At 61.4% G+C, this 26,341-nt stretch carries 27 protein-coding genes; 13 read left to right on the top strand and 14 right to left on the bottom strand.

The window, feature by feature from the left end; genetic code table 11:
- Positions 1 to 278: 278 nt before the first annotated feature.
- The 3 genes from M2281_RS27790 to M2281_RS27780 all read right to left on the bottom strand — a co-directional run bounded on the left by M2281_RS27790 (position 279) and on the right by M2281_RS27780 (position 3,534).
- Positions 279 to 1,484 carry an HPP family protein gene (locus M2281_RS27790; protein ID WP_280824445.1) on the bottom strand — a complete coding sequence of 402 codons (1,206 nt, stop codon included), beginning with the start codon at positions 1,482 to 1,484 and terminating at the stop codon, positions 279 to 281.
- Positions 1,485 to 1,609: 125 nt separating this feature from the next.
- Positions 1,610 to 2,653, bottom strand: coding sequence for an AI-2E family transporter (locus M2281_RS27785; RefSeq protein WP_280824444.1), 1,044 nt, complete (start codon positions 2,651 to 2,653; stop codon positions 1,610 to 1,612).
- A 143-nt stretch (positions 2,654 to 2,796) separates the two neighbouring features.
- Entirely contained in the window at positions 2,797 to 3,534 is a 738-nt protein-coding gene (locus M2281_RS27780) for an SIS domain-containing protein (protein ID WP_280824443.1), read from the bottom strand.
- A 274-nt stretch (positions 3,535 to 3,808) separates the two neighbouring features.
- Here M2281_RS27780 and M2281_RS27775 point away from each other — a divergent pair, with 274 nt between their 5' ends.
- From M2281_RS27775 to M2281_RS27745, 7 genes are all read left to right on the top strand, one after another.
- Positions 3,809 to 3,934 (top strand): hypothetical protein, encoded by a 126-nt coding sequence (locus M2281_RS27775; protein ID WP_280824442.1) that lies wholly within the window; start codon positions 3,809 to 3,811, stop codon positions 3,932 to 3,934.
- Between the two features lie 16 nt (positions 3,935 to 3,950).
- Positions 3,951 to 4,037, top strand: coding sequence for a K(+)-transporting ATPase subunit F (kdpF, locus tag M2281_RS27770; protein ID WP_425537818.1), 87 nt, complete (start codon positions 3,951 to 3,953; stop codon positions 4,035 to 4,037).
- A gap of 39 nt (positions 4,038 to 4,076) precedes the next feature.
- Positions 4,077 to 5,810, top strand: a complete 1,734-nt coding sequence (kdpA, locus tag M2281_RS27765; RefSeq protein WP_280824440.1) for a potassium-transporting ATPase subunit KdpA — start codon at positions 4,077 to 4,079, stop codon at positions 5,808 to 5,810.
- Positions 5,811 to 5,839: 29 nt separating this feature from the next.
- A complete protein-coding gene (gene kdpB / locus M2281_RS27760; RefSeq protein ID WP_280824439.1) occupies positions 5,840 to 7,933 on the top strand; it encodes a potassium-transporting ATPase subunit KdpB in 2,094 nt (697 codons plus the stop codon).
- A gap of 11 nt (positions 7,934 to 7,944) precedes the next feature.
- Positions 7,945 to 8,565: a potassium-transporting ATPase subunit KdpC gene (kdpC, locus tag M2281_RS27755; protein WP_280824438.1), complete on the top strand. Its 621-nt coding sequence runs from the start codon at positions 7,945 to 7,947 to the stop codon at positions 8,563 to 8,565.
- Between the two features lie 152 nt (positions 8,566 to 8,717).
- Entirely contained in the window at positions 8,718 to 10,007 is a 1,290-nt protein-coding gene (locus M2281_RS27750; RefSeq protein ID WP_280824437.1) for a TadE/TadG family type IV pilus assembly protein, read from the top strand.
- Between the two features lie 267 nt (positions 10,008 to 10,274).
- Positions 10,275 to 10,880, top strand: coding sequence for a manganese efflux pump (locus M2281_RS27745; protein ID WP_280824436.1), 606 nt, complete (start codon positions 10,275 to 10,277; stop codon positions 10,878 to 10,880).
- Positions 10,881 to 10,886: 6 nt separating this feature from the next.
- On the opposite strand, the gene M2281_RS27740 is transcribed toward M2281_RS27745, so the two are convergent.
- From M2281_RS27740 to M2281_RS27720, 5 genes are all read right to left on the bottom strand, one after another.
- Positions 10,887 to 12,287, bottom strand: coding sequence for a 4Fe-4S binding protein (locus M2281_RS27740; RefSeq protein ID WP_280824457.1), 1,401 nt, complete (start codon positions 12,285 to 12,287; stop codon positions 10,887 to 10,889).
- Positions 12,284 to 13,120, bottom strand: a complete 837-nt coding sequence (locus M2281_RS27735) for an FTR1 family iron permease (RefSeq protein WP_280824435.1) — start codon at positions 13,118 to 13,120, stop codon at positions 12,284 to 12,286. Before M2281_RS27735 ends, M2281_RS27740 begins: the two co-directional genes overlap by 4 nt.
- A gap of 5 nt (positions 13,121 to 13,125) precedes the next feature.
- The gene (locus tag M2281_RS27730) at positions 13,126 to 13,470 is read right to left on the bottom strand and encodes a cupredoxin domain-containing protein (protein WP_280824456.1); all 345 of its coding nucleotides are present in this window, start codon (positions 13,468 to 13,470) and stop codon (positions 13,126 to 13,128) included.
- Between the two features lie 4 nt (positions 13,471 to 13,474).
- Positions 13,475 to 13,978, bottom strand: coding sequence for an iron transporter (locus M2281_RS27725; RefSeq protein WP_425537817.1), 504 nt, complete (start codon positions 13,976 to 13,978; stop codon positions 13,475 to 13,477).
- A 307-nt stretch (positions 13,979 to 14,285) separates the two neighbouring features.
- Entirely contained in the window at positions 14,286 to 14,909 is a 624-nt protein-coding gene (locus tag M2281_RS27720) for an undecaprenyl-diphosphatase (RefSeq protein WP_280824433.1), read from the bottom strand.
- 259 nt (positions 14,910 to 15,168) lie between these two features.
- Here M2281_RS27720 and M2281_RS27715 point away from each other — a divergent pair, with 259 nt between their 5' ends.
- Together M2281_RS27715 and mgtA are read left to right on the top strand one after the other, a co-directional pair.
- The gene (locus M2281_RS27715; protein ID WP_280824432.1) at positions 15,169 to 15,777 is read left to right on the top strand and encodes a transglutaminase-like cysteine peptidase; all 609 of its coding nucleotides are present in this window, start codon (positions 15,169 to 15,171) and stop codon (positions 15,775 to 15,777) included.
- Between the two features lie 1,010 nt (positions 15,778 to 16,787).
- Positions 16,788 to 19,502 (top strand): magnesium-translocating P-type ATPase, encoded by a 2,715-nt coding sequence (gene mgtA / locus M2281_RS27710; RefSeq protein WP_280824431.1) that lies wholly within the window; start codon positions 16,788 to 16,790, stop codon positions 19,500 to 19,502.
- Here mgtA and M2281_RS27705 read toward each other — a convergent pair.
- Complete coding sequence (locus tag M2281_RS27705) at positions 19,499 to 19,627, bottom strand: hypothetical protein (protein WP_280824430.1); 129 nt, start codon at positions 19,625 to 19,627, stop codon at positions 19,499 to 19,501. The genes mgtA and M2281_RS27705 overlap by 4 nt on opposite strands.
- Between M2281_RS27705 and M2281_RS27700 the strand changes: the two genes are divergently transcribed.
- From M2281_RS27700 to M2281_RS27685, 4 genes are all read left to right on the top strand, one after another.
- Positions 19,626 to 19,934, top strand: coding sequence for a hypothetical protein (locus tag M2281_RS27700; RefSeq protein WP_280824429.1), 309 nt, complete (start codon positions 19,626 to 19,628; stop codon positions 19,932 to 19,934). The two genes, M2281_RS27705 and M2281_RS27700, sit on opposite strands and share 2 nt — an antisense overlap.
- Positions 19,935 to 19,966: 32 nt before the next feature.
- Positions 19,967 to 20,434, top strand: a complete 468-nt coding sequence (locus M2281_RS27695; RefSeq protein ID WP_280824428.1) for a DUF2493 domain-containing protein — start codon at positions 19,967 to 19,969, stop codon at positions 20,432 to 20,434.
- Positions 20,435 to 20,568: 134 nt separating this feature from the next.
- Complete coding sequence (locus M2281_RS27690) at positions 20,569 to 21,285, top strand: MgtC/SapB family protein (RefSeq protein ID WP_280824427.1); 717 nt, start codon at positions 20,569 to 20,571, stop codon at positions 21,283 to 21,285.
- 190 nt (positions 21,286 to 21,475) lie between these two features.
- The gene (locus M2281_RS27685) at positions 21,476 to 21,829 is read left to right on the top strand and encodes a hypothetical protein (protein WP_280824426.1); all 354 of its coding nucleotides are present in this window, start codon (positions 21,476 to 21,478) and stop codon (positions 21,827 to 21,829) included.
- 10 nt (positions 21,830 to 21,839) lie between these two features.
- On the opposite strand, the gene M2281_RS27680 is transcribed toward M2281_RS27685, so the two are convergent.
- The 5 genes from M2281_RS27680 to M2281_RS27660 form a co-directional block, all read right to left on the bottom strand.
- Positions 21,840 to 23,246 carry an ArnT family glycosyltransferase gene (locus tag M2281_RS27680; RefSeq protein WP_280824425.1) on the bottom strand — a complete coding sequence of 469 codons (1,407 nt, stop codon included), beginning with the start codon at positions 23,244 to 23,246 and terminating at the stop codon, positions 21,840 to 21,842.
- Complete coding sequence (locus tag M2281_RS27675; protein WP_280824455.1) at positions 23,243 to 23,983, bottom strand: ChbG/HpnK family deacetylase; 741 nt, start codon at positions 23,981 to 23,983, stop codon at positions 23,243 to 23,245. The genes M2281_RS27680 and M2281_RS27675 overlap by 4 nt, the downstream gene beginning before the upstream one ends.
- A complete protein-coding gene (locus tag M2281_RS27670) occupies positions 23,964 to 24,944 on the bottom strand; it encodes a glycosyltransferase family 2 protein (RefSeq protein WP_280824424.1) in 981 nt (326 codons plus the stop codon). The genes M2281_RS27675 and M2281_RS27670 overlap by 20 nt, the downstream gene beginning before the upstream one ends.
- A complete protein-coding gene (locus M2281_RS27665) occupies positions 24,941 to 25,321 on the bottom strand; it encodes a GtrA family protein (protein ID WP_280824423.1) in 381 nt (126 codons plus the stop codon). The genes M2281_RS27670 and M2281_RS27665 overlap by 4 nt, the downstream gene beginning before the upstream one ends.
- A 332-nt stretch (positions 25,322 to 25,653) precedes the next feature.
- The gene (locus M2281_RS27660; protein WP_280824422.1) at positions 25,654 to 26,340 is read right to left on the bottom strand and encodes an ABC transporter permease; all 687 of its coding nucleotides are present in this window, start codon (positions 26,338 to 26,340) and stop codon (positions 25,654 to 25,656) included.
- Between the last annotated feature and the right edge of the window lies 1 nt (position 26,341).

The following is a 26,341-nucleotide window of genomic DNA, read 5'->3' as shown; positions in this document are numbered from 1 at the left end:
CCGAGGCAATGCCGATCTTCGCCCCGATCGCCTGGATCGGCTGCTTCTTCGCGCCGCGCGCGATCTCGATGTCAGTCTTGAATTCGGGCATTGGTGTCCCCCCTCGAAGTGAACCATTCATTGGCCACCACGCGGCAGAGGCAATCGCCAGATTGCCTGAAGAACTGCACGACAATGCGAAGTGTCCGGCCGAGGTCAGTAAGCCATCATGTGCTGCAGGCGTCAACTGAAATGAAAGAAAATTTCATTTCAAGAATTATCGCAAAAGCCCGAATGGCTCAGCTTGCTACGGCACGCAGGGGCGGCTCGGCCGCCAGATCAGTTTCCGAGAGGCTGCCGTGATAGAGCGCAGCGATCAGGTCCGATTGAGTGACGATGCCGACCAGCTTGCCGGCGGCGTCGACAACAGGAAGATGATGCAGACCCGCGTCAGCCATCATCGGAACCAGCCTTGCGATCGGGGTGTCCGGATCGGCTGAGCGAACCGGCGTGCTCATGATTTCGCTGACGGTCTGCTTGAGACCCTTTCGCGGCCGCATTGCGTGACGCAGACGGCGTCCCCAGCCGAAATGCAGCTCGCCGTGCGGTCCCCAAGAGGCGCTTTCCATGAAGTCTGTCTGGGTGACGATGCCGACGACGCTGTGGTTCTCGGCGACGACCGGAAGCGCCTTGATGCGGTGCTCGCAAAGCAGCGCCCATGCGTCGCGCAGCGGGGCCTGCGGTGCGACAGTCGCCACGTCGCGCGACATGATGTCGGCGCAGCGGATCTCGCCGAAGCGGCGGTGGTAGGCCTGCATTTCGGCTTCGTGCAGCAGCGTGTCGAGGTCGTCTGCCGCCACGTCGATGACTTCGCCATGGCGCTTCAATACCGCTTCGAGGTCGGCGGCGGTGAAGCCGACGCGCTGCGTCGGAACAGGGTCGGCGGTGCCATGCGGGTTGGCAGCCGGCAGCGGAGTTAGATGCGGATAGCGCCGGCCGGTGAGATTGTTGAAGACGAGCGCGGCGGTCAGCATGAGCAGGGAATTGACGCCTACTGGCCAGAGCGCAAAACCATAGCCGGCCGCGTGAACAGCCGGACCGCCGAGAACCGCCGTCAGCGCCACAGCACCGCTTGGCGGGTGCAGGCAGCGCAGCAGCAGCATGGCGCCGATCGAGAGGGACACGGCGAGGGCGGCGGCGATGAGCAGGTCGTCGATCCACAAGGCGCAGGTGATGCCGATGAAGGCCGCGACCGTGTTGCCGCCGATGATCGACCAGGGCTGCGCCAGCGGGCTAGACGGAACCGCAAAGAGCAACACGGCCGACGCGCCCATTGGTGCGATCAGCAGCGGCGAGGCCGTGGTGGAGCCGGCGGCTATCTTGGTAAGCAGCCCGGTGACGAAGATGCCGATGAGTGCCCCGCAGAAAATGCGCAGCCGTTCGGCGTTGCCGATCTGCGGCAGGGCTGGAAGCAGCCTTTTCAATGAACTCAGGAAGTCAGGCATCTGCGACGGCTCGATATGCGGCGCGTGAGTTATGCCTGCCGGTGCCTCTGTCGCAAGGCACGATTTTGCGTTTTCAGCCGATTTTCAGCAACTGTGACCTTAGCCAGATCGGCCGCTTCGGCCGGTCAGCTTTCGGCTTTCTTGAAGTTGGACGTATCGGCTGACAGCAGCACGGCGATCCAATGGCTCGATGGGATCTGCGCGCAGTAGACCATGAAGACGATCAATATCGGGACGCCGATGAATGCGCCCGAAATGCCCCACATGAAGCTCCAGAAGAACACCGCGAAGATGACGGCAAAAGGTGAGATCGCCACCGACGCGCCGGTCAGCAACGGCTCAAGATAACTGCCGATGATGAACTGTATGAGATTGAGGCCGAGGAAAATGACGAGGGCCGTCTGCCACGAACCGAACTGGGCGATGGCAAAGAGCGTCGGAAAGATCGTGGCAATGAAGGGACCAACGAAGGGGATGTAGTTCAGCGCGAAGGCAATGGTTCCCCAGGCGGCGGCCAGTTCGAGCCCGGCGACCAGCGCAAAACCCCAGACGACCAGGCCGGTGAGGATACTCGCCAGGCTGCGCACCACCATGAAACGCCGGAGCTTGATGCCGATTTCGCGATTGGCCAGCAATATCTTCTCGCCATAGGGCTGGGCGGCAGGCGAGCGCAGTCTTTCGTTGAAGTCATCGACCTCGAGCAGGCCGAGCATGACGAAGATGAACACAAGGATGGCAAAGCCCGCAAAGCCGTTCAGCTGTCCGGCCACCCCTTGCGTGAACCCGATAAGCCAGGACACGTCGAAATGATTGGCCAGGGGGCCGGCGACCGCGATGCCGCGCTCGTCGAGCCAGTCTGTCCAGTCCGTATATATCGCCTGGAAACGCGCGGCATGGACGATGAGCCAATGGCCGAGCTTCCCAAAACCCCAGATGACCGAGGAGCCGACGGCGATGATCACCACGATGGTTGCGGTGAGCGTGATGAGGAGCGCCAAAAGTTGCGGCATGTGCCGCTTCAGCGCCGCCTGAATCGGCCAGACCAGCGCGATGATGAACAGAGAGAAGGTGAGCGGGACGAATATTGAGTGGGCAAAGTAAAGAAGCGCGATGACGAGAATGCCCGTCGACAGTGGGCTTATCGAGCGTCCACCGGCTATTCCCGCCATGCTTTCTCTCCACGCCTGAGCGCATTGCCTGGCAAATGGGTATCAGCTGGAGCGGCTTCGCTCAACGGCTCCAGCTTCATGATTGCCCTGAGCGTCCTTGTTGGCTGCTCGAGGCCGAGCCCGCCCGTTCAATGCGGCAGCGATCAAAGATGCCGGTTGCGCGGGCGATAGCGCGCGATCAGCGCGTCGTTGACCTCCTTGGCGCCCGGCATATTGGCGCTGAGATAGATCGGGGCATCGGTGCCCGACGATTGCAGCCGCACCCCCACCTCGGCGAAAACGGCGTTCATCAGTGCCGCGCCGATGGAAGTCGAGATCGGCCCGACGCGAAGCTCGCTGCCGGGGACATTCATGATCGCGTCGCCGGGAGGCGCACCGTTGTCGAGCACGATGTCGGCGACTTCGGCAAGCCGCGTCCGGCCGCGGGCGGCCTGCTTCGAATACTCCACCGAGGTGATGGCGATGACGGTGGCGCCGCGCGTCTTGCCGAGCTGTGCCGCCTCGACGGTGGCGGTGTTGACGCCGCTGTTGGAAACGATGATCAGCACATCGTTCGGCCCCATCGGGTAATGCTCGAACACCGGGATGATCACGCCGGGGATGCGCTCAAATGCGGTGCTGGCCACTGCGCCTTCGTGCACCATCAGCGGGGTGGACAGGATCGGGACGGTCAGCGCCAGCCCGCCGGCGCGGTAGTGCGCCTCCTCGGCCATGGTGTGGCTGTGGCCGGTGCCGAAGATGTAGACCAGGCCGTCAGCTTTGGCGGCATGTTCCACCGCGTCCGCGGCGGCTGCGATCGAAACGGCATTTTCTTCGACGAGCCTCCCCATGCGGGCGGTAAGCTCGGTCATGTAGGCGGCGGCGGTCGGGGTCTTGGTCATCTGATTTTCCGACTGTGAGGAGGTCCCGTGTCGCCGGATCATGAGTCCATGATCCGAGACTATCCCCGATGTGTACGACTTGGATCGAGACTGTAAAGCGGATTTCCGTTTGCCTGTCAGGATCTTGCGGTGTCCCTGGAGGCCTTCGCAGTCCTTATGGTTTTCCTATGAGTGCTTTCCGGCGCCCACATTGCCTTTTTATGTTCGGAGGATAGATAATATCCCACTAGCAGATCGGACGCTTTACATGCCGTTCGGTCTAGTGGAGGCATCGATGTTCGCAACATTTCTGATGCTGCTTATTCTGATCATTTCCTATCTACTTCTGCTTAGCCTGGTTGGTTTTGCCGGGCGCGTGATCCGCCCGCGCGATACTGGGGCAGGCAGGGAGATACGTTGAGACGAGGGAGGCAGTGATGGTTGCGGTTTACATACTCGCCCTGATCGTCGTGCTTCTCGTGCTTTATCTCTTCTACGCGGTGGTGAACCCGGAACGCTTCTGAACGCCGGAGGCGTCCCCGCACGGATTCGGAGAAGCTCCTATGTCCGTACAATTCTGGCTCCAGATCATTCTCACACTGCTGCTGGTCGTTCTGCTCAGCATACCGGTCGGGCGCTTCATGGCCCGTGTGTTCACCAACCAAAAGACAACATGGGACGGATTCTTCGACCCTATCGACAACTTCATCTACCGCCTCATAGGCAGATCAGCGACGAGCCAGGCAATGGATTGGCGGACCTACACGATCCACATGCTCGTCACCAATCTCATGATGGCGATCATCATCTTCCTCGTCCTGTCGTTCCAGAATTTCCTGCCGCTGAACCAGCTGAAATTTCCGGGCGTCGATGCTCTGCTTGCCTTCAACACAACGGTCAGCTTCGTCACCAATACGAACTGGCAGGCCTATGGCGGTGAAACGACCTTGTCGAACTTCAGCCAGATGGCGGCCATCACCTTCCCGATGTTCACTTCGGCAACGACGGGCTTCGTGGTGGCAATGGCCTGGATCCGTGCCTTCACAATCCGCGACGGCAGTAGCAACCTGGGCAATTTCTACCGAGACTTCATACGCTTCATCACCCGCGTCCTGATACCGGTCTGTTTCGTGGTCGCCCTCTTCATGGTGCTGCAGGGCGCTGTGCAGACATTTGACGCCAGCGTCTCGGCGCACCCGATCCAGGGAGGCGGCGATCAGACGATCGTGGTGGGGCCCGTCGCGTCGCAGGGCACCATCGAGCTGCTCGGCACGAATGGCGGCGGCTTCTACAATGTGAATGCTGCCCATCCCTTCCAGAACCCGACGCCGCTCACCAATGTCGTGCTCATGGTCCTCATGGCGCTGCTGCCGGCGTCCATCATCATCACCTTCGGCGACATGATCGGGAACCGGCGCCAGGCCTGGATCCTCTATGGGGTCTTGGGAACCTTGATGATCCTTTTCATGCTGACATGCGTCATTCCCGAGCAGCAGGGCACACCGATACTGGCCAATGCCGGCATCGACACGCATTACAGCTTGACGCAGCCAGGCGGCAACATGGAGGGCAAGGAGGTCCGCTTCGGCATTTCGGGCTCGGCGCTATTTGCAGCCATCACCACGGCCTTCACGACCGGTGCCATCAACTCGGCGCATGACAGCTATACGCCGCTTGCCGGCGTCACCATGCTCGGCCAGATGATGCTGCAATGCGTGTTCGGCGGAAAGGGCGTCGGGTTCCTGAACGCGCTGATCTACGGCTTGATCGCGGTGTTCATCGCCGGCCTCATGGTGGGACGCACGCCGGAATTTCTGGGCAAGAAGATCGAGAAGCAGGAGATCATTCTCGTCTCGCTGGCGTTGCTCATTCACCCGCTCGTCATCCTGGCGCCGACGGGCTGGTCGATCCTGGCACCGTATGCGCTGTCCTCGCTAGGCAACAACGGCATACATGGCTATTCCGAAATCCTGTACGCCTTCTCGTCCTCGGCCGCCAATAACGGCTCGGCCTTTGCCGGCCTGAATGCGAACACACCCTGGTTCAACCTGGCCACCGCAGCGGTCATCTTGATAGGGCGCTATCCGCCGATCATCTTCCTGATGGCCGTGGCAGGCTCCATCGCGCGCAAACCCATCACGCCGGCGACCACGGCGACGCTGCGCACAGACACCCTTGCGTTCGGATTCTTCTGGTTCGCGACGATCCTCATCGTCGGCGCACTGACTTTCTTCCCTGCGCTCGTGCTTGGCCCCATCGCCGAGCAGGCGGCTATGCGGGGTGGACTGGTGTTCTGACGGACACGTGTCCCTCCAGGAGGCTTTCGATGGCAAATTTGCGTGAAGGCACTTCCAAGCTTGGGGTATTGGGGCCGGAATTTCGCGGCGTCCGTGTCGCTGGCGGGTACAATTTCGAATTGTTCTGGCAGGCCTTCAAGGATTCGATCGCCAAATTCGATCCCCGCGTGCAGATCCGCAACCCAGTTATGTTCGTGGTCTGGGTAGGATCGCTCGTCACCCTTGCCCTTACCGTTGCCCCCAATCTGTTCGGCCCTTCGAGCGCCTCCCGTCTCTATAACGGCGTCGTCACCATCATCCTGGTGCTGACCGTCTGGCTCGCGAACTACGCCGAAGCGCTGGCGGAAGGGCGCGGCAAGGCCAAGGCGGCCACCTTGCGCCAGACCCGCGCGCACCTCTCAGGTGTGCGCGTTGATGAGGATGGGCGTCGCGAAACCGTTCCCGCATCCGATCTGCGGCGTGGCGATCTGGTGCATGTCGAGAAGGGCGATACGATACCGGCCGACGGCGAAGTGGTGGACGGGGTCGCCTATGTCAACGAATCCGCGATCACCGGTGAATCGGCACCCGTCCTGAAGGAGCCCGGTACCGACATCTTCTCTTCGGTCACCGCCGGCACCACGGTGATCTCCGACTGGCTGCGCATTCGGGTGAGCGTCAATCCGGGCGAAACATTCCTCGACCACATGATCCGCCTCGTCGAGAGCGCCAAACGGCAGAAGACGCCAAACGAGATCGCGCTCACGGTCGTGCTCTCGGTCCTGACGCTCATTTTCCTCATCGTGGTCGCATCAATCGCGCCCGTTGCCGCATACCTCAACGCAAACATCAACGTGGCCGATCTTGTTGCGTTGCTGGTTGCGCTGATCCCCACGACGATCGGCGCGCTGCTCTCGGCCATCGGCATTGCGGGTATCGACCGCACCATGCGGTTCAACGTGCTGGCGACTTCCGGCAAGGCGGTCGAGGCTGCGGGTGACGTTCAGACCCTGATCCTCGACAAGACCGGCACCATCACCATGGGCGAGCGCAAGGCGACCGATTTCCTGCCCGTGGCGGGGCAGACGCAGTCCGCCCTGGTCGAGGCAGCCTTCCTCGCCTCCTATTTCGACACGACGCCGGAAGGGCGCTCGGTGGTCGCCTACAGCCTCTCGCACGGCGCCGAGCCGGTCCCCGGTCTCGATGCGGCAAAAGGGCTGGATTTCTCCGCCGAGACCCGAATGAGCGGCAGCGATCTGCCCGATGGGCGCATCATCCGCAAGGGCGCGGTCAGTGCCGTTGTCCAGGCCGCACGTGAAGCCTTCCGGCGCGAGCCGCCCCCCGATCTCCAAGTCATTGCCGACAAGGTGGCGAAAGAGGGCGCGACGCCGCTGGCCGTAAGCATCGACGGCCAGATACTCGGCATCGTCGTTTTGTCGGACGTGCTCAAGCCGGGTATTCCCGAGCGCATGCAGGAACTGCGCAAAATGGGGGTGCGGACTGTGATGGTCACCGGCGACAATCCGCTGACGGCATTTTCGATTGCCGCCCAGGCCGGGGTCGACGACTTCGTCGCCGAGGTCAAGCCGGAGCAAAAGCTTCGCCTGGTGCAGCGGGAGCAAAGCGAGGGGCGGCTGGTGGCCATGACCGGTGACGGCACCAACGACGCTCCGGCACTGGCGCAGGCGGATGTCGGCCTGGCCATGCATTCGGGCACCATGCCGGCCAAGGAAGCGGCCAATCTGATCGACCTCGATTCCGACCCGACGAAACTTACCGACCTGGTGGCGATCGGACGCCAGATGCTGACCACGCGCGGCGCGCTGACCACCTTCTCGATCGCCAACGACGTGGCGAAATATTTCGCCATTATCCCGGCCATGTTCATCGGCGCGCTGCCAGGCCTGGCCGCCTTGAATGTGATGCATCTGGCAACGCCGCAAAGCGCGATCTTGTCCGCACTGATCTTCAATGCGCTGATCATTCCGCTCCTTATCCCGCTGGCGCTGAGAGGGGTGCGCTTCCGGGCACAGTCGGCGGAAACCTTGTTTTATCGCAACCTCTGGATCTACGGCGTGGGCGGCCTGATCACCCCGTTCATCGGCATCAAGCTGATAGACCTGCTGATCTCGCCCTTCGCCTGATGGAGCGCGTCATGCTGAGCACAGTTGGAAGCGCACTGCGTGTATCGCTGGTCACACTCATTCTGTGCGGGGGCCTCTATCCGGCCGCGTTGACCGTGGTGGCGCGATTGATCCTGCCCTATCAGGCCAATGGAAGCCTGGTGACGGATGGTCAGGGTGGCGTTCTCGGCTCGCGGCTGGTTGGTCAGCAATGGCAGGGACCGGAATGGTTCCATGGTCGTCCCTCGGCGACGACGACGACAGATCCAAACGATCCGAACAAGACCATCCCGGCTCCCTACAATGCGGCCAACACGACAGCCTCCAACCTGGGGCCGACCAGCAAGGCGCTGCAGGACCGCCTCACCACAGATCGCAAGGCTCTGGATGAAGCGCAGCCCGACCTTGCCGGCAAGGTGCTTCCGGCCGATGTGCTGACGACTTCGGCTTCCGGGCTCGACCCGGACATCACGCCGGCGAATGCCGCGCTGCAGGTCGAGCGGGTCGCCAAGACGCGAGGGGCTACGCCGGATGAGATCACGCAGCTCGTCAGCCAGAATACCAGTCGTCGCACTTTGGGAATTCTCGGGGAGCCGCGGGTGAATGTTCTGGAGCTCAATCTTGCGTTGCAGCAGAAGTTCCCGATGAAATAGGGTAGATTTGCTTTCGCCTATTGTAGCAAGCAACAGCAATGATGGCGTGTAAGACGCTCGGTTGATTTAGTTCATTAGAATTTTCCGCAGGAAATTACCGAATCTTTTTCAGTTTCCTGCCATCTTGGTGCCCCTGATAGCGGGGGGTAGCCATGTTAGCGTTCTTGCACAGGTTCGGCCGCAGCAGGTCAGGCAATTTTGCCACCATGGCTGCAATTTTGATGATCCCGGTTGTTGCCTGCGCCGGGGTCGCGCTCGATCTGGCGGATGCCTATAGTCTCAAGTCGCGCCTTGAAGATGCAGCGGACGCCGCCGCCGTGGGTGCGATCGCAAAGATGTCTCCCGGGGTTCAGGCCGCTCTGCAGATGACCGGCGACGGACCCATCAATGCGGGCAACGACGACGCCTCGATGCTTTTCAGAGCCAATCTCACGGGCACTGACATCGACAAGGTGCTAAAGTTCACGCCCAATGTCAGGAAGACCAGCGGGGAGGTGGTGGCCGACGTCGTGTTCAACGCGAGCATGCCGACCACGCTCTTGCGGATTATCGGCATCAATGAGGTCAACCTTTCGGGAACCGCATCGGCGTCGATCCGCACGGACTTCTTCGCCGACTTCTACATGCTGCTGGACAACACGCCGTCGATGGGCATCGGTGCGACGCCGGCGGATGTCAAACAGATGGTCGACAATACGTCGGACAAATGCGCATTTGCATGCCATGAGACCAAAAACCCCAACAATTACTACAACTTGGCGAAAAAACTTGGTGTGACCATGCGCATCGACGTCGTGCGTCAAGCCACGCAGGCGCTCATGGATACGGCGCGCACGACCCAGCAGTTTTCCAACCAGTTCCGCGCCGGCATCTATACGTTCGGCCAGTCGGCGACCGACACCAAGCTCGATGAGATCACCCCCATCACCGCAGATCTGAGTGGCGCGAAGGTCAAGGCCGCGCAAATCGACCTGATGACGATTCCCTCTCAGGGCTACAACAACGACCAGATGACCAGCTTCGACGATGCGTTCACCAAGCTGAACGCTAAGATCGACACGCCCGGCACCGGCACATCCAACACCAATCGCGCAAAGTATGTCTTCTTCGTCGCCGATGGTGTCGGCGACAGCTACAAGCCCAATACCTGCACCAAGAAAACCATAGACGGGCGCTGCCAGGAGCCGATCGACACGAAATACTGCGATGTGCTCAAGAGCCGCGGCATCAACATCGCCGTGCTGTACACCACCTATCTCGATCTTCCGACGAATAGCTGGTGGAACACCTGGATCAAGCCGTTCCAAAGCGAGATCGGTCAAAGGATGCAGGCCTGCGCATCGGACGGTCTCTATTTCGAGGTGAGCCCCACCGAGGGCATTTCGGACGCCATGAACAAGTTGTTCAAGAAGATCGTTCTCAACCCGCGCCTGACCGGCTGAGCCGTCTACCGGCGCAGATGACGAACATCAGAACCCGTCCTATGTCTGGGGCGGGTTTTTGTTTCGTGCGCCAAGATGAAGCAGGCGCAGCGCGGTGTCCTTGCCGTAAGTGGGTAGTCTTGGACCTGGCAGACCCGAATGTTTTTCTACCAGATGGGTTGTGGCGCCTAAAAAGCACCTTCTCGGCGCTTCATCGTCAATGTAGACGGTCAGAGTTTTTTTGAGTGCTTGCCGCTTCGGCCGAGCCCGCGAACGCCTTGAGATAAAATGGACTGGCTTTTCATCACTGGATTGGCAATTGCCTCAAGCATCGACAACCTCGCCGTTGGCCTGTCCTACGGCGTGCGGGGTATTCGGATCGGCTTAGGCGCCAATCTCATCATTGCCGTGATCTGCTTCGTGCTCAGCGAAGCCGGTATCCTGTTTGGCGAGTGGATCGGCGCGGTCCTGCCCGGCGATCTGCCCGACATCGTCGGCGCGGTACTCCTGTTCCTGATCGGCGTTCGCATTCTGCTGCTGGTTCTGCCGCGGGAGAAGGCGGCACGCTCAGCTACATCGCGCGGCATTGCTGGCTGGTTCTCCCGCGTGCTCGCAGTCGAGAACGGGCGGATTGGCTTGGTCGAAGCGCTGGTTCTCGGGGTGGCACTGTCCGCCAATGCTCTCGCCAACGCCGTCGGCGCCGGGCTCCTTCACATGCCGTCCTTCGCGATCGCTCTCTCTGCCTCTATAGGCAGCCTGCTCACGATCTCGCTTGGCGTCGCGCTGGGCTTGCGCGCCATGCACGTGAGCATCGGCCGGTTCGATCTCGGCCGCTTCGGAACGCTCATCAGCGGCATGATCCTCGTCGGTCTAGCCATTGGCCAGATTTGGTAGGCTGGCTTACCAAACCCAGAACAGCACGACCCAGTTGACGGTCCCGAACAGGATTGCTGCGGAGCCGGCGACGGTCGCGGCAACCCTGCGCCAGGTCGACGCCGTATAGCGGCAGATCACGGACCACATCAGCCAGACGCCCCATAAGGCGGCGCCGGCCAGCAGACCCATGCGCAGCAGGTCGACGAAGTCGAGCGACAGGCCTTCAGAGCGCAGCAGGGTGACGGTGGTCATGGAAAGGCCGAGGAAGACGCCGCAACCGGCCATCGGTATCAGGCACTGCGCCAGGTGATGGAAGCGGCGAGCCTGGAATGAGCCGAGGGCGCCTACCGCCAAGGCCAGCGCGCCACCCACCGCGATGGTTGTCACGCAGGCGGTGACGAGCACATAGGCGATCATGAGGCCGCCATCGAGCGGCGTCATCATGTCGTTCTGGTCGGGGTAGTTCGTCAGGATCCACCAGGGAAGCCGAGGCTCAAGGAGCACAGTGCCGGCATGCTCGACCAGCCATTCGGCGATCATCTGCTTGGCTGTCACGTAAAGCGGGCTGGACGCCCACTGGAAAGCGCCCGCGGCAATGCCCATCAGGCCGAATATGATGAGAACGGTTTCCCATGGCTTCGGCTCGTCGCCGGCGACGTTCACGATTTCATGGGACGGCGACCTGGGTTCGAGCGCGACCGCCTGCTTGAAGTCCGCGCAGCGTCCGCACATGTGGCAGGCCGAGCCGCCGCGCATCGTCCGGATCGGCACGAGCGGGGCACAATTGACGAAGGGAGGCGGCGTGCCGGGTTCGCGACGCCAGTCGTTCCAGGCTTCCTTGTCCACGCGGTAGTGCAGGGGCGCGAGCTTCGAGAGAAGGCCGAAGACGCCGTTGACCGGGCAGAGATAACGGCACCAGACGCGCTTGTCGCGTCCGTACAGGAGGCCGACGACGACGGCAGCGAAAGTGGAGCCGCCAAGCACGATGATCACCGGCATGGGATACTGATAGACGCTGACCATCTGCCCGTAGATCGTGGTGCAGGCAAAGGCGACGAAGGGCCAGCCCTTCCATTTGATCCAGTTGGGTATCGCGCGCCCCAGCCCGTGGCGGCTGGCCGCTTCCGCAAGTGCGCCTTCCGGGCAGAACAGGCCGCACCAGGAGCGGCCGACCAGCACCATGCTGACCAGCACGAAGGGCCACCAGATCCCCCAGAACGCGAACTGGGCGAACAGGACGACGTCGGACCAGATATGCGACAGCCGCGTGGGCATCGGCGCCAGCGCCGGAATCACCAGCAGGGCCACATAGGACCCGACGATGCCCCACTGAAGCCAGCGGATGGCGCGCTGATGATCGCGGAGCCATTCGCCCGCGCGCATCGTCAGTACCCGCACTTTGCCGGCGCCCGGACGGGCGTTCATGCCGGTCGAAGCGCCCGGGGCCGATACAGAATCCATAACACGAAAGTCCAGTACGCAGCGTAAACAAGCAGTTCCATCAGAACCGGCTGGGCACGATAGCCGGTCAATCCCGCGATCAGGCCGCCAAGCATGCCGTTGTCGGGTATCAGTCGCGACGTATCCCACAGGCGCGGCGATAGCGTCGGCAGCACGTCAAGCGAGATGAGGTGATCCACACCCGACATCAGCAGCGAAGCGGCCAGGAATAGCAGCATCACTTCAGTGACGCGGAAGAATGTCCGCCACGACAGAACCTTGCTGCCCACCTGCAGCAGCCAATAGGTCGCGAATGCCGCAACAAGGCCCAGGCCGGCGGCTATAGCGGCGCCAAAATTCGAGCCGGAAACGCTGGCCATGGTTCCGTAGAGAAAAACGGCCGCCTCGCTGCCTTCGCGCAGCACGGCAAGTGCTGCCAGCGCAAACACACCGAACCAGTTCGACTTGTCGGCGACCTGATTGAGCGAGGCGTGCAGGTCGGACTTCAAGGTGCGGCCATGCCGGCGCATCCAGAACACCATCTGGACGATCAGGGCAGCCGCGATAAGCACGATCGCCGTCTGGAAATATTCCTGCGCCTCGTCGCTCAACGCGTCGCCGATCATCAGCAAGGTCGCAGCGAGCGCCACGGCGCCGATCAAACCAACGCCGACGCCCGACCAAAGCCACATGCGCCCGACCCGGCGCTCGGCCGGTGGGCGATGTGCCAGCCAGGCATTCAAAATGCCAACGACGAGCAGCGCTTCAATGCACTCTCGCCAGATAACGAACAGGATGTTGAAGTCTTGCGTGGTCATCGCCGTTATCTCGCGACGAGAACCGCAGGCGCTTGGCCTGGGTGGAAGTCGTCAAAAAACGCATACTCACCAGGGTCCAGCGTGCGGATCACCATCACGGTCTCGGCCTGCGGTGCGATCACCTTTTCCTTGCGCAGCTCGAGGCTCTCGAACTCGGCCGGAGTGTCGCCAAGGTTGACCAGCTCCAGCCGAAAGCGCGTCTTGGCCGGCACCTCGAGGCGCTGCGGGTTGATCGCCCCATCCTTGAATTCGATGCGAAAGGTCGGATCGTCCGCCAGAGCGACGGACGCCGATGCCGATGCCAGGAATAATCCGGCCAGAACCGCAGTTATATGTCCGCGCAAGACCATAATATCAGTAGGCGCCCTTCTTGCCCGTTCCGGCATAGACGAAGTCGTAATCGACGGTGAACGGCTGGAACCATTCGCCAACGCCCGTTTCCTTGTCGACATGGCGGCCGAAATGCGCGTGCGCATTGGCCGAAGGCGCCGAGATCGTCAGCTTGAGCTTGTACTTGCCGGGGCCATCGAGCTTGACGTTGTCGCCATAGTGGGGGCCGTCATTGGCGACCATCGGCATGAAGTCGCCCTTCTGCGTCTGGCCGTTGTCGAGATGGGTCAGCTCGTAGGAAACCACGAGGTAAGGGATCCAGTCGCCCTCTGCGAAGCCGTTGGTGTTGTCCTTGGCGGCCTTGATATCCGCTTCCAGATGGACGTCCGAATCCTTGGCGGCCCGCATCATGCCTTCCGGTTCCATCTCAATCGGCTGCAGATAGACCGCGCCGATTTCCATGCCGGAAACGGTTTGTGGCTTTCCCACCGGAATTTCCTTCGCCAGAGCGGTGCCGGAACCAAGCATGAGGAGGGGGAGAATGAGTGCGCCCCTGTTGATCGAGATTCTCATCGGCATGCTCGCTATTGGAGTGGGTCAGCTTCTTCGTGTTCGAGGCTTCGCCTCGGTGGTCTGAGGCGGTTCAATACCTGCCTCAAACGGTCAGGTTTATGCAGCTTTTCCTCGTTTGCCGGCGATGAGTCAAGTAAAAACAGTAGTTTAGATCAATTCTAAACTAGAGGTGTTGCCGTCAGGACAGGTGTGAGAGGCGGGCCAGAGAGTCCTTCCGCAAGGTCTCCTGCCAGCACCGGGCAGCCGATCCGGCTCGGCTGGCCTATGCCTTGGCAAATCGCGCCAGGACTAGGTCTTGCGCGCGCTCGGCGAGCATCAGCAACGGGGCGCCATATCTATCCATGATCCAGAGCGAGGCCATGGCCGCGATCGTGCCGACGACGATGGAGCCCACCATGTCGAACGGGTAGTGGACGCCGATATAGATTCGCGACCAGGCGACGATGACGCCCACTGCGGCTGCCGACCAGGCAGCTCCCTTGCGCCGCACCATGAAGAGCAAAACCGCACAGACGGCAAATGCGAGTCCATGATTGCTGGGGAAGGAAGAGTTGGGTCGATGCTCGACCAAGGCATTGCCGAGGCCGACCATGAAGGGCCGGGGCCGGAAAGCGACCAAGCCGATCATGAAGCTCATGACTATGGCGATCCCGAGCGCGACGCACAGGGCTATTGCGGTCAACCGGTTCCGACGCCCGCCGCTTACCCACAGCCAAACGAGGTAGATCGGAATCAGCAGCATCAGGAACTTGGTGGCGAAAAGCGCCAGCCCAGCCACGATTGCGCTGGGGTTCGGTCCCGCGTTCAGGAGCAGGAAGAGATCGTTGTCGAGTTGTAGCATGTCTTTGGCAGCGCGGTTTCCCAAGGCTCCGGCGATGATCGTCACCGGATGCTCAACAATTCATTAATCGACCAACTAATTTGGCGTCCGCGTTTCGCTCAATCAAGCGGTGGATGCCACTCGTCGAAACGTGGGATTTCAGCCGTAAAAGCCGGCTTTAGCGGAATTATGGCCGGCACAGATCGATTTGCCGACAATGGGAATTCGTTAAAAAATTGAGCAGTTTTTAGGTCAAATGTAGCTTCGCGATTTTGCCTGACCGAAATCGCCGCATGCAATGGTGTCGTCACTTAGGGACGGCATCATGCAAAACAATAAGATCAATCTTTTCATTTCGTTAGTAATAATTTTTGCGGCCTGCCTGGCGGGCCAGGCGAATGCCAAGCAGTTGTTCATGCCGACGGGCGGATACACGTCGCAGCCGATCGGGCATTATGAGTTTTGTCAGCGTCTTCCTGCCGAGTGCGCCATCCGCACCGCTCATGCTCGTCCGCTGGAGTTGACCAGAAGCGTGTGGAAAACGCTGGTGGACGTCAACAATCACGTCAACACGACCATCATCCCCAAGACCGACATGGAAGTGTGGGGCCAGGAGGAATATTGGGGCTATCCGGTTAAGGGCGAAGGCGACTGCGACGACATGGTGCTGGAAAAGCGCCGGCTCCTGCTCGAGCGCGGCATACCGGTGAACGATCTCCTGATCACCGTTGTTCGGCTGCAGAACGGGGAGGGCCATGCCATCCTGACCGTCACGACTGATCTTGGCGACTTCATCCTCGACAATCTCGAGCCGCGAATCCTGCTGTGGACGGATACCGACTACGAGTACCTCAAGCGCCAGTCGGAACTCCATACCGGGCGCTGGGTGTCGATCAAGGAACGCCCGGATGAATATGTCGGCAGTGTCAAATAGGCCGCTCTCGGAACGATATGCACGGTGGCGGGCCTGAAGCCCGCCGGCTAGAGCGACGGGCATTCTGACGAATGCTATTCCGCCGCTCTAGCCGTTTCTTAGCCGCATTTTTGCGACGCCAGACGATTCCGTCTGGCTGCAAAATGCTCTAGGCATTGTTAATTCGGCTGGCAGGCGCTTGCGGGTTGACAAGGATCAAGAAGTGATCCAATTCCAAAAAGCTCGGCTTGGTCGAGTCATTTTTCAAGAAACGAAGCAAACGATGGACAGCAGCTCTAGCTGCGCCTGGACTGCCCGCAACGCGGCAGACCGGGCGTCAGAAATGATTGACGAGACAGGACTCAATCCGATCCTTCGGATGGGCGACGTTCGGGCCTAGTTCCTTCGTTGCTCGCCCTCGGTCGGCAGTGGTCCGATCGGTGAGGTGAGTTATGAACTTCATATTCGCAAAGCTTCTTGGCGCTCGCGTCCGTCCGATACGCACGGAGCGACGGGCTGCCACTCGACCGGGCAAGCTTGTCTGGACCTCCCGCGTTCGCGGCACGCCGATCTATGCAAGCGGCGGCTTCACGCGCAGCCATTATCTGACCTGGCATTTCGACCCCGCTTCGGGGCGGCTTCTGTCACGCCTGTTTCCAGAGCGAAGTTGAGCGAATACGCGGCTGCCTAAAGCAGCCCGTCGCATGACCTTCCGTTCCAGATTTCCATTTCCGGCCAATCATCCGCATCGATTCCCGCTCGCATAGTGAGCTTTCGACGGACAGTTGTGCCTCCATTTCATTCGCAAGGGCGGGCGATGCCCAAGCCGAGGGAGCAACATCATGGACGACTATCCTAGTAGGCCCGCTGTGCCCTTCAGCGATGGCAGGGTGCAGCGGGCAATCGATTTCAACGCAATTCATAACAAACCGACCGTGAACATGACGGCTCGGCACGGGTTTCTGCGCCCTCGCTTGGGGTGACCGAAGTCTTGTGCCTCTGCCGCTGTTGCACGGCAGGAGGACAAGACGATGAATGTCATGATCAAGGACTCCGCTCTCAGCACTGAGCGGAAAGACAACAGAAAACTTTCGATGCGGGCGGTCAAGGAAGCCCGTAACAGCGTCGACACGACGCTCGCCAGCGTCAAAGGAAGCCTCAAGGGCCTGACGACGGCAGAGGCAGGTATCCGCCTCGCAGAGCAAGGCCCGAACCAGGTTGCGCACGACAAGCGGCCGCATGCGCTTGTTCAACTCCTGCTGGCCTTCAAGAACCCTTTCATTGCCGTCTTGCTAACGCTGGCGGCGGTCAGCTCCATCACCGACATCATACTGCCGCTTCGCGATGGCGAGGATCCTGATTACACCGGCGTTACGATCATCGTCACCATGGTGATCCTCAGCGGTCTGCTGCGCTTCTGGCAGGAATATCGCTCGGGCAAGGCGGCCGAGGCGCTGAAAGCCATGGTGCGCACCACGGCAACGGTTCTGCGCCGTGCCAGCTCGGCTTCGCAGCCGGCCGTGCTGGAAGTGCCGATGTCGCAGATCGTGGTCGGCGATATCGTCCGGCTTTCTGCTGGCGACATGATTCCGGCCGACATCCGACTGCTCGACTCGCGGGACCTTTTCGTCAGCCAGGCAGCGTTGACCGGCGAGGCTCTGCCCGTCGAGAAATACGACGCGCTCAGCGCCGTCTCCGAGAAGTCGGCCAATGTCGTCGCTGGCGACCAGATGGATCTGCTGGATCTGCCGAATGTCTGCTTCATGGGCACGAACGTGGTCAGTGGCACGGCGACGGCCATCGTCGTCGCCACCGGCGCACGCACCTATTTCGGCTCGCTCGCCAAGGCGATCGTCGGCTCGCGCGCCGAGACGGCTTTCGACCGCGGCGTCAACAGCGTCAGCTGGCTGCTCATCCGCTTCATGCTGGTCATGGTGCCCATCGTGCTGCTGGTCAACGGCTTCACCAAGGGCGACTGGATGGATGCCTTGCTCTTTGCGCTGGCGGTCGCCGTGGGTCTGACGCCCGAAATGCTGCCAATGATCGTCTCGTCCAACCTCGCCAAGGGCGCGGTGGCGATGGCGCGTCGCAAGGTGGTGGTGAAGCGTCTCAACGCAATTCAGAATTTTGGTGCCATGGACGTGCTGTGCACCGACAAGACGGGCACGCTCACCCAGGACAAGATCATCCTCGAGCATCACGTCAACGCCCGCGGCGATCGCGACGACAGCGTCCTGCGGCTGGCCTGGGTGAACAGCCATCATCAGAGCGGCGTGAAGAACCTGATGGACCAGGCCGTCGTCCGCTTTGCCGAACAGGCGCCGGAGACGCTTCGCTTGGCGTCGGCCTATCGCAAGGTCGATGAGTTGCCGTTCGACTTCGTGCGCCGCCGGCTTTCGGTGGTGGTCGAGGGCGACAAGGGCGACCATCTGCTCGTCTGCAAGGGCGCCGTCGAGGAAATGCTGTCAATTTCGAACCGCGTGCGGGAAGGGGATGTGACCCGCGATCTGGACGATGCCGAGCGCAAGAGGCTGGCGGCCATGGCACGCGCCTACAACGCCGACGGTTTCCGCGTCCTGGTCGTGGCCACGCGCGAGATCCCCGGCGTCCAGTCCAAGGCTCGTTATGGCATCAGCGACGAGAAGGAGCTGGTCATCCAGGGCTTCCTCACCTTCCTCGATCCGCCCAAGGAGACGGCCGGCCCCGCCATCGCAGCACTTGCCGAACATGGTGTGGCGGTGAAGGTCCTGACCGGCGACAACGAGGTCGTCACCACCAAGATCTGCCGCGAGGTGGGGCTTGAGCCGGGTATTCCTGTCCTGGGCCGGGAGATCGAGCAGATGGACGATGCCGCGCTGTGCGTCGCCGTCGAGGAAAGGACGATCTTTGCCAAGCTGACGCCGCTGCAGAAGTCGCGCGTGCTTAAGGCCCTGCAGGCCAACGGCCATACGGTCGGTTTCCTGGGCGACGGCATCAACGATGCACCCGCCCTGCGCGACGCCGATGTCGGCATCTCCGTCGACAGCGGGACGGACATCGCCAAGGAATCGGCTGACATCATCCTCCTGGAGAAGAGCCTGATGGTGCTGGAGGAGGGCGTCATCAAGGGACGCGAGACCTTCGGCAACATCATGAAGTACCTGAACATGACCGCCAGCTCGAACTTCGGCAACGTGTTCTCGGTGCTGGTGGCAAGCGCCTTCATTCCGTTCCTGCCGATGCTGGCGATCCACCTGCTCATCCAGAACCTGATGTACGACATCTCGCAGCTTTCCCTGCCGTGGGACCGCATGGACAAGGAGTTCCTGGCAAAGCCGCGCAAGTGGGACGCACGGAACATCGGTCGCTTCATGCTCTGGATCGGGCCGACGTCGTCGATCTTCGACATCACGACCTTCGCGCTGATGTGGTACGTCTTCGGTGCGAACTCGGCCGAGCATCAGGCTCTGTTCCAGTCCGGCTGGTTCATCGAGGGGCTGCTGTCACAGACGCTGGTGGTGCACCTGCTGCGCACCCAGAAGATTCCGTTCATCCAGAGCGCTGCGGCGCTGCCGGTGATGCTGATGACCGGGCTGATCTGCGCGCTCGGCATCTACATCCCCTTCTCGCCGCTGGGCGCGATGGTCGGATTGCAGCCGCTGCCGTGGGAGTACTTCCCCTGGCTGGTCGCGACGCTCTTCGGCTACTGCGTCGTCGCCCAGACCATGAAGTCGTTCTACATCCGTCGCTTCGGCCAATGGTTCTAAGCACTGCCGGACAGGATGGGTGGCCCGTCGGGGCCGCCCATCACGTCCGGGTTTTGGATCATGCCCTGCGCCGTGGCCGGTCCGCCGGCACGGCTGGGGGGAAGAGACCGAAGGAGAATTCTCATGGCATTTCCCATCTCCATTCGCCGCTGGCCGCCATGCATTTCAGTCAATCGCCGGCGGGGCAGGTCGAATCCGCGGCTTTCCGGCCATCCGCCTTCCTGGCGGGGACGGCCGGGTGCTTGGCTGAAGGAGCAGGCGCTGCGTTACGCGAGCTGGTTGCTCAGAGCCTTTTCCGCGCTGCTGCTCAAGGTCTCGGTCAGGCTCGCAATTTGGGGCGTCGTCAGCTGGCACAACGCCGGGCGCCTCGTTCGCCGCTCGTCCTGGCTCGACCAGGCCGCCATGCGCCTGCTTCGCAGCGGCCGCGGCTAAATTCGATTTGACATCTGAAGAGGAGCAAAACCATGCGTCTTCTGATTTGCGGTGGTCGGCATTTCGACGAAACCGCCACCATTCTCGATGAACTCAACCGTCTTCACGCCCACCGACCAATCACAGTGCTTATCCACGGCGGCTTGCCCCTGATCGGGACGCCGGCAGAGGCATGGGCTCGGCAGAACGACGTCCATGTCATCCGCTATCCCGCCAACTGGACACTTCTTGGCAAGCAGGCAGATACCAGGCGCAACCTGTTCATGCTCGAAGACAGCCGGCCGGACATGCTCCTGGCATTTCCCGGCGGCAGGCATACCACTGACATGCTCCTACGGGCTCGCAGCATCAATGTCCCTGTCATCGTGGCAAAGGCCACCAGCCGGGACGCTGAAACCTCGGATTCCTCGATGGCGAGCGATTGCGTCGATGATCCGGAGGGGGACAAACGGTGGTGCATGACGCCCAGGTCGGGCACCGCGGTTGCGGCGTTTCACTGAAAGTCGGACTCGCTCCTCCGACCGGGCTTTGTCCCCGACCACCCAGGTAGATCGGCCTGTCATCTTCCCGTTGGCAGCCGCATGTTAGCTGCCCCGGAAATTCCGGCTAAGCATCCTTTGGGGAAGCTCTTTTCATGCAATTCGTCCATACGTTCGAGCTCTACCCGTTCCTCGACACTGCCGTCAGCTTTACTGCCGCCTTCATCCTCGGCACGCTGATTGGCGCCGAGCGTCAGTATCGCCAACGCACGGCGGGCCTGCGCACGAATGTGCTGGTGGCGGTCGGCTCTGCGGCTTTCGTGGATCTGGCGCAGCGCATCGCGGGGACCGCCGAAGCCGTTCGCGTGATTTCCTACGTCGTTTCGGGAATTGGCTTTCTCGGCGCCGGCGTGATCATGAAGGAGGGCATGAATGTCCGCGGCCTCAACACCGCCGCCACCCTATGGTGCTCGGCGGCAGTGGGTGCGTGTGCCGGAACGGACATGCTCGCCGAAGCAGCGCTGCTTACGGTGTTCGTCCTTGCCGGCAACACCTTGCTGCGGCCGCTGGTCAACGTCATCAACCGCATCCCGATCGACGAACAGGCAGCGGAAGCAACCTATGAAGTCAAGGTCATTACCAGCCGCGACGCGATGCCGGAAATGCGCGACCTTCTGGTCGAGCGGCTAGAAGATGCCGATTATCCGGTCGGTGACGTCGAGATTACCGATCGAAGCGGAGACAGCGTAGAGATCGTCGCCACGCTCGTCAGCACCGCTGTCGATCCCGAGGAGATCGATGCCGTTACCTCCTATATGGAAACCCGGCCCGAAATCGCCAATGCGACCTGGGAGGGGAGCACGAAGGACTAGCCCATCGATCGGTGCGGCACAGTTCTTCCCAAGGCGCGCCTCTTGTCGGCTGGAGGGGGGGCGATAGATATCCTCTGGTCGCCTTTTGTCCGGAGCGGACAAGCCAGCAGCGACCCGAGGCGGACTTGCCGCCATTCCCCTCAATGACCCTGCGAACCGTGACGAGCAGGCAAGCGCAAAGGGAAAAACAATGCCAAACCAAGCCTCTCATGCCGAGCCGCATCGGCACGGACCGGGCTGCGGCCACACCGCGATCCGCCACCATGGTCATGTCGACTATCTACGCGAAGGGCATCTCGAGCACCCGCACGGAAAGAGCAACGATGAGCATGTGATCGAGGTCAGCGAGCGCAATCCCGACCGGTGCTCACCAGAGCACAGATGTTCCGGCGCTGCCGGCCACGTGCACGGGCCCGGCTGCGGCCATGAGGCAGTTCCGCACGGCGATCATGTCGACTACATCGTTGAAGGGCGACTTCAACATCCACACGGCGATCATTGCGACGACCACGGCCCGGTCGAGGTCGTGTCAGGCCGCGCCTGACCGCCTTCCGCTAGGTCTTCGGATCTGCCGGTATCGGAACGAAAAGCATATATTTTCGGTCCTCGGCTATGGGTTTGACCGCTTCTCCGAAACGGGCGAGGAACCCGTCATATTGCCCCTTGGGCACCAGAACGCCATCGCCAGGAGCAAGCCAGGGGGCCAGCGTCTCCAGGGTTTTCATCCTGGCGATCTTGCCCTGCGTGTAGAACTCGGCCGAGAAGCTGCGCGAATCCAGGATGGCCAGACGGCCCGAGTCCGGGAAGGCCTTGATCAGGCGGGCTTCGGAAGGCAGGGCCGAACGGTCCAGGCCGAACGCGGCGACAACCACTATGCCGGCCGAGACAACCACAACTTCCGCTATACCTATCTTCAGCCAGAAGTCACGCGCCGGGCCGGTCCGGGCCCATAGCATCACGGCCAGAAGTGCGGCAGCCGGCAGGCCGGGCAGCACATATGCCCACAGCACATTCGCCGCCAGGGTGAACAGCGCCAGCGGCGAAAGCGCAAACAGGAACAGGTAGAGGTACAGCCCGCCGCTGCCGCCGTCGGGTATGCCCTTGCGCAGCCGCCAGATCAGCACAGGCAGCAGCGGGCTCCAGGGCAGGGTGGCCGCAAGCCAGTACAGCCAGATCGTGCCCCTCGGATGGGCACGTCCTGCACCGTAAAGGTCACCTGTCCAGCCAGGCTGCAGGAAGCGCTGGATGTGCTCTCCGATGATGAAATAGTTCAGGAAACCCGGCGTTGCGATCTCTGCCGCAACGTACCAGGGGATGACCAGCACTAGGACCAAGGCGACGCCGCCAATCCACGGCAAGCGCAAAAGGTCTTTCCATCCGCCGCGCCATATCATCCATACCGTGATTGGCATGAGCGACAGGACGGTCGCCACAGGTCCCTTTGCCAAAAGCCCGATGGCAAGCCCGAGGAAGAACAGCCACCCCCAGCGCCGGTCTCCTTGCAAACCGCCGTAAAAACCGGCCATGCAGGCAGTGACCCCGAGCGCCAGCACCATATCGGTCTGAACGAAGGCCGCGGAGCCGAAAAACAGCACCGAGCTGGCGGCAATCAGCACTGCGGCTGCGGCGATCCAGCGTTCGGTCACAGTGCATGCCCAAAGCCACAGGATCGCCAGCGTGGCGACGGCCGAGAGCAGAATTCCCAGTCGCGCGGCAAACGCCGTCGGGCCGAGGATCAGGATGCCCGCCGCGGACAGCCATGTGTGGAGCGGCGGCTTGGCCCAGAACGGAACCCCATAATCGAACTGCGGCGTGATCCAGTTGCCGGTCTCGACCATCTTGCGGGCGATCTCGGCATAGCGCGCCTCGGTCGGGTCGGTCAGCGGCACCCAGATCATAGCGAGCAGTCGCACCGCCAGCAGCAAGATCAAGCCCCAGAGGATGGCGCGATTTCTGGTCATGCTTTTGCGCTTTCCATCAGGATTTCGGTTTCGGCTGCACGGCTTTCAGGTGCATGGCCGGAGCATTGCATCAAATCTGTGGCGTCGCCCGGATGCAGCATCATCAGGCAGTCCGGTCCCGCCGCCGATAGCAGGCGGGGGAGCCACAGTCGAACCTTCGTCGGATCATCGAGGCGGAGAAAACCTGAAAAGTCGACATTCATTCGCAGCCCCGCGCGGGCGAAAACTTTTCGCGCGCGCGCCGCAAACGCCATGATCGCCAATACCTTGGCGCCGCCTGCTCGAAGATTGGTCCAGCGTCCCGCCCAGGTGGCGGGCAGCGGCACACGCACCCATGTCTGGGGTCCGTATGGCAAACGCGTCACCAGCGGCGAGATTGCCGGAAAGCTATGGCAGTGCTGATGGCCGTCGTAATAGTCGGGCAGGCTGCCGAAGAGCGCGACGAACTCATTCACCTGCCGATCGAGCGAAGCAGCGACGCCATCGGGCAAACGAACGCCCATCAGCGTGGCCAGAGGCCAGACCGGCCCCTGCTTGGGGAATGCCTGCGTCAGGTTCAGATGCAGTCCGACCTGTACACCTGCTTCACGCAGTTCCCGCAATCGGTCTATGTCGCTGGGGTCGATCCCTTCGTTGACCATGACGGACGTGCTGTCGAGCCGTCCGGCCTCCAGTAATGAGAGGATGACCTTGTCGTGCCTGCGGCCCAGTCCGAAATCATCCGCGATCCGCACCAGGCTCCCCCTTGCGGCTTATGTCTTCGGCCAGGATGTAAGGGGGACGCTTCTTGGCCTCCAAAACGGCCTTGCCGACATACTCGCCCAACAGGCCGAGAAATATCATCTGCATGCCGCCGAAGAACGAGATCAGCGCCAGGACCGAGGCGATCCCGGTGGGGACGCCTGGGAAGAAGAAATGCTGGACCACGACATAGATGCCATATCCGATGGCGAGCATGGCAATGGCGATGCCCGCCAGAGCCATCAGACGCAGCGGGGTCGTGGTGAAGCTCGTGAACGCGTCGAGCGTCATCGTCAACAGGCGCAGCGGATTGAAGCTGCTCCTGCCGCTCGTGCGCGGAGGCGGATCGAGCGGGAGGCCGCTCTGGCGAAAGCCGACCCAGCCGTAGAGACCCTTCATGAACCGGTCGCTCTCGGGCAGGCTGCGCAGAGCGGTCATGAAGCGACGGTTGATCAGGCGAAAATCGCCTGCACCCGGCGGGATCTCGTAGCGAAGATCACGATTGATGGTCCAGAAGAACAGCCGTGCAAAGGCGGCTTTCATAAATCCTTCCGATGAGCGGCGGCTTGCCTTGTAGGCATAGACGCTGTCCACCCCGGCGGTCAGCCAGATGCGAACGAAATCGAGGATCATTTCAGGCGGATGCTGGAGGTCAGCGTCCATCAGGACCGCCGCATCGGCGCTACCCGCGGCGTCGATACCCGCGGACAGTGCCGCCTCTTTGCCGAAATTGCGCGAAAACTGCAGAAGCCGAACGGGTCGCGCGCCGAAATCATGGCCCTTCAGCAGGGCAAAGCTGTCATCGCTGCTGCCGTCGTCGATGAAGATGTAGCCGACCTCGAGAGGAAATTCGGCTGAAATCCGGTCTGCGATCGAATTCAGTCGATCGAGAAGATGCGGCAAGCCCTCGGCCTCGTTGTATACCGGAATGATGATGCAGAGGGTCTTTGCGGTCATGATGGGTTCTTTGCGAAAATCACCGCCGACGAAATGGCGAAATTAATGATCGAGGCCAACCCGATTGCGACAAGAAGCGCCAGCGCCAGGGGCAGGCCTATATACAGGAACGCCTTCAGCAGAAAAGCACGCAGGATGTAGATCAGGCCGCTCCAGCCCATGAACATGACGTATCGCCGGACGACGTTGCTCGTTGCGCCCCGGAAAGTGACGCGGTCGTGGAAGAAGAACACGACCGATGCACTGATGATCATCGCCAGCCCCAGTGCCAAGGCCGGATCAAGTTTCAACCAACTGGTCGCGGCCAGCGTCACCACGTAATCGATCGCCGCGCCAATGGTGGAGCCGCCAGCAAAGATGGAAAAGCGTTTTAGCATGGCCTGACTGAATCTGGTTTTCTACACCTGCAATACCAGTTGCCGTCGGTTCCTTGGAGAGGCTGAGGCTCCCGTTTCCGACTTCATTTAGCTTTTTCACCACGAATTGGCTGTGGAGGTCATACCCGATGCGAAGCCGAATGCCTCAGATCGTGGTTCGGGCAGGTCAAATCGGTTTCACGCTCGAGCCGCCGCCATGAAGGGTCGGAGCTGCGGACGCGGACTAATCCTGCGAATTTCAGGCGCTATTTGGGCGCGGCCAATGAGAGCAAAGGGCCCTGCCGAAGTGATTGTGGCTGGCACCGCAATCGCAGAATGCGCGAACTGCAGTTCTAGCGAGCCTGGTAGCGCGTCAGGTGGCGCTCAAGACCGCGGATCAGGGTGATCAACACCAGGTTGGTCGCCAGATAGAGCACGCCGGCAATGGCGAAGATCTCGAAGACCGCATAGGTCTGGCTCATCAGCCGCTTGGCGTAGCCGGTCACTTCCAGCACGGTAATCGTCGAAGCCAGGCTGGTACCTTTCACCGTCAAGATGAGCTCATTGCCGTAAGCAGGCAGCGCCTGGCGGATGGCGAGCGGAAACTCGATGCGGCGGAAACGCAGGGCACGCGACATGCCGCAGGCCTGTGCTGCCTCGACAAGGCCCGCCGGCACCGACATCAGGCCGCCGCGCAGGATTTCCGAGGTGTAGGCGGCAGTGTTCAGCGCCAGTGCCAGAACCGCGCAGCGGGCGCCGTCGCTGACCACCCACCACAGGGCGGCGTTGTCCTTGATGAAGGAGAGCTGCCCCAGACCGTAATAGAGCAGGAATATCTGCACCAGAAGCGGCGTACCACGGAACACGGTGCTGTAGCCCTTGGCAAAGCCGGAGACGATCCGGTTCGACGACAGCCGCATGATGGCCAGCCCAAGGCCGAGATTGAAGCCGATCAGCACCGAAAGGAAGGTGAGGATCGCGGTGATCTTCAAGCCTTTGAGCAGGACCGGAACCGCCTGCCAGAAGAGTTCGATATCCATC

Source organism: Pseudaminobacter soli (ex Li et al. 2025), from assembly GCF_029892515.1.
Taxonomy (GTDB): Bacteria; Pseudomonadota; Alphaproteobacteria; order Rhizobiales; family Rhizobiaceae; genus Pseudaminobacter; species Pseudaminobacter soli_A.
Note: the sequence above shows the minus strand (reverse complement) of the source record. Positions and strands in the feature narration are given on the sequence as shown.

Excerpts from the sequence above, each read along its gene's own strand:
- M2281_RS27790 (WP_280824445.1), bottom strand. The coding sequence starts at position 1,484 with ATGCCTGACTTCCTGAGTTCATTGAAAAGGCTGCTTCCAGCCCTGCCG.
- M2281_RS27785 (WP_280824444.1), bottom strand. The coding sequence starts at position 2,653 with ATGGCGGGAATAGCCGGTGGACGCTCGATAAGCCCACTGTCGACGGGC.
- M2281_RS27780 (WP_280824443.1), bottom strand. The coding sequence starts at position 3,534 with ATGACCAAGACCCCGACCGCCGCCGCCTACATGACCGAGCTTACCGCC.
- M2281_RS27775 (WP_280824442.1), top strand. The coding sequence starts at position 3,809 with ATGTTCGCAACATTTCTGATGCTGCTTATTCTGATCATTTCCTATCTA.
- kdpF (WP_425537818.1), top strand. The coding sequence starts at position 3,951 with ATGGTTGCGGTTTACATACTCGCCCTGATCGTCGTGCTTCTCGTGCTT.
- kdpA (WP_280824440.1), top strand. The coding sequence starts at position 4,077 with ATGTCCGTACAATTCTGGCTCCAGATCATTCTCACACTGCTGCTGGTC.
- kdpB (WP_280824439.1), top strand. The coding sequence starts at position 5,840 with ATGGCAAATTTGCGTGAAGGCACTTCCAAGCTTGGGGTATTGGGGCCG.
- kdpC (WP_280824438.1), top strand. The coding sequence starts at position 7,945 with ATGCTGAGCACAGTTGGAAGCGCACTGCGTGTATCGCTGGTCACACTC.
- M2281_RS27750 (WP_280824437.1), top strand. The coding sequence starts at position 8,718 with ATGTTAGCGTTCTTGCACAGGTTCGGCCGCAGCAGGTCAGGCAATTTT.
- M2281_RS27745 (WP_280824436.1), top strand. The coding sequence starts at position 10,275 with ATGGACTGGCTTTTCATCACTGGATTGGCAATTGCCTCAAGCATCGAC.
- M2281_RS27740 (WP_280824457.1), bottom strand. The coding sequence starts at position 12,287 with ATGAACGCCCGTCCGGGCGCCGGCAAAGTGCGGGTACTGACGATGCGC.
- M2281_RS27735 (WP_280824435.1), bottom strand. The coding sequence starts at position 13,120 with ATGACCACGCAAGACTTCAACATCCTGTTCGTTATCTGGCGAGAGTGC.
- M2281_RS27730 (WP_280824456.1), bottom strand. The coding sequence starts at position 13,470 with ATGGTCTTGCGCGGACATATAACTGCGGTTCTGGCCGGATTATTCCTG.
- M2281_RS27725 (WP_425537817.1), bottom strand. The coding sequence starts at position 13,978 with ATGCTTGGTTCCGGCACCGCTCTGGCGAAGGAAATTCCGGTGGGAAAG.
- M2281_RS27715 (WP_280824432.1), top strand. The coding sequence starts at position 15,169 with ATGCAAAACAATAAGATCAATCTTTTCATTTCGTTAGTAATAATTTTT.
- mgtA (WP_280824431.1), top strand. The coding sequence starts at position 16,788 with ATGAATGTCATGATCAAGGACTCCGCTCTCAGCACTGAGCGGAAAGAC.
- M2281_RS27700 (WP_280824429.1), top strand. The coding sequence starts at position 19,626 with ATGGCATTTCCCATCTCCATTCGCCGCTGGCCGCCATGCATTTCAGTC.
- M2281_RS27705 (WP_280824430.1), bottom strand. The coding sequence starts at position 19,627 with ATGAGAATTCTCCTTCGGTCTCTTCCCCCCAGCCGTGCCGGCGGACCG.
- M2281_RS27695 (WP_280824428.1), top strand. The coding sequence starts at position 19,967 with ATGCGTCTTCTGATTTGCGGTGGTCGGCATTTCGACGAAACCGCCACC.
- M2281_RS27690 (WP_280824427.1), top strand. The coding sequence starts at position 20,569 with ATGCAATTCGTCCATACGTTCGAGCTCTACCCGTTCCTCGACACTGCC.
- M2281_RS27685 (WP_280824426.1), top strand. The coding sequence starts at position 21,476 with ATGCCAAACCAAGCCTCTCATGCCGAGCCGCATCGGCACGGACCGGGC.
- M2281_RS27680 (WP_280824425.1), bottom strand. The coding sequence starts at position 23,246 with ATGACCAGAAATCGCGCCATCCTCTGGGGCTTGATCTTGCTGCTGGCG.
- M2281_RS27670 (WP_280824424.1), bottom strand. The coding sequence starts at position 24,944 with ATGACCGCAAAGACCCTCTGCATCATCATTCCGGTATACAACGAGGCC.
- M2281_RS27665 (WP_280824423.1), bottom strand. The coding sequence starts at position 25,321 with ATGCTAAAACGCTTTTCCATCTTTGCTGGCGGCTCCACCATTGGCGCG.
- M2281_RS27660 (WP_280824422.1), bottom strand. The coding sequence starts at position 26,340 with ATGGATATCGAACTCTTCTGGCAGGCGGTTCCGGTCCTGCTCAAAGGC.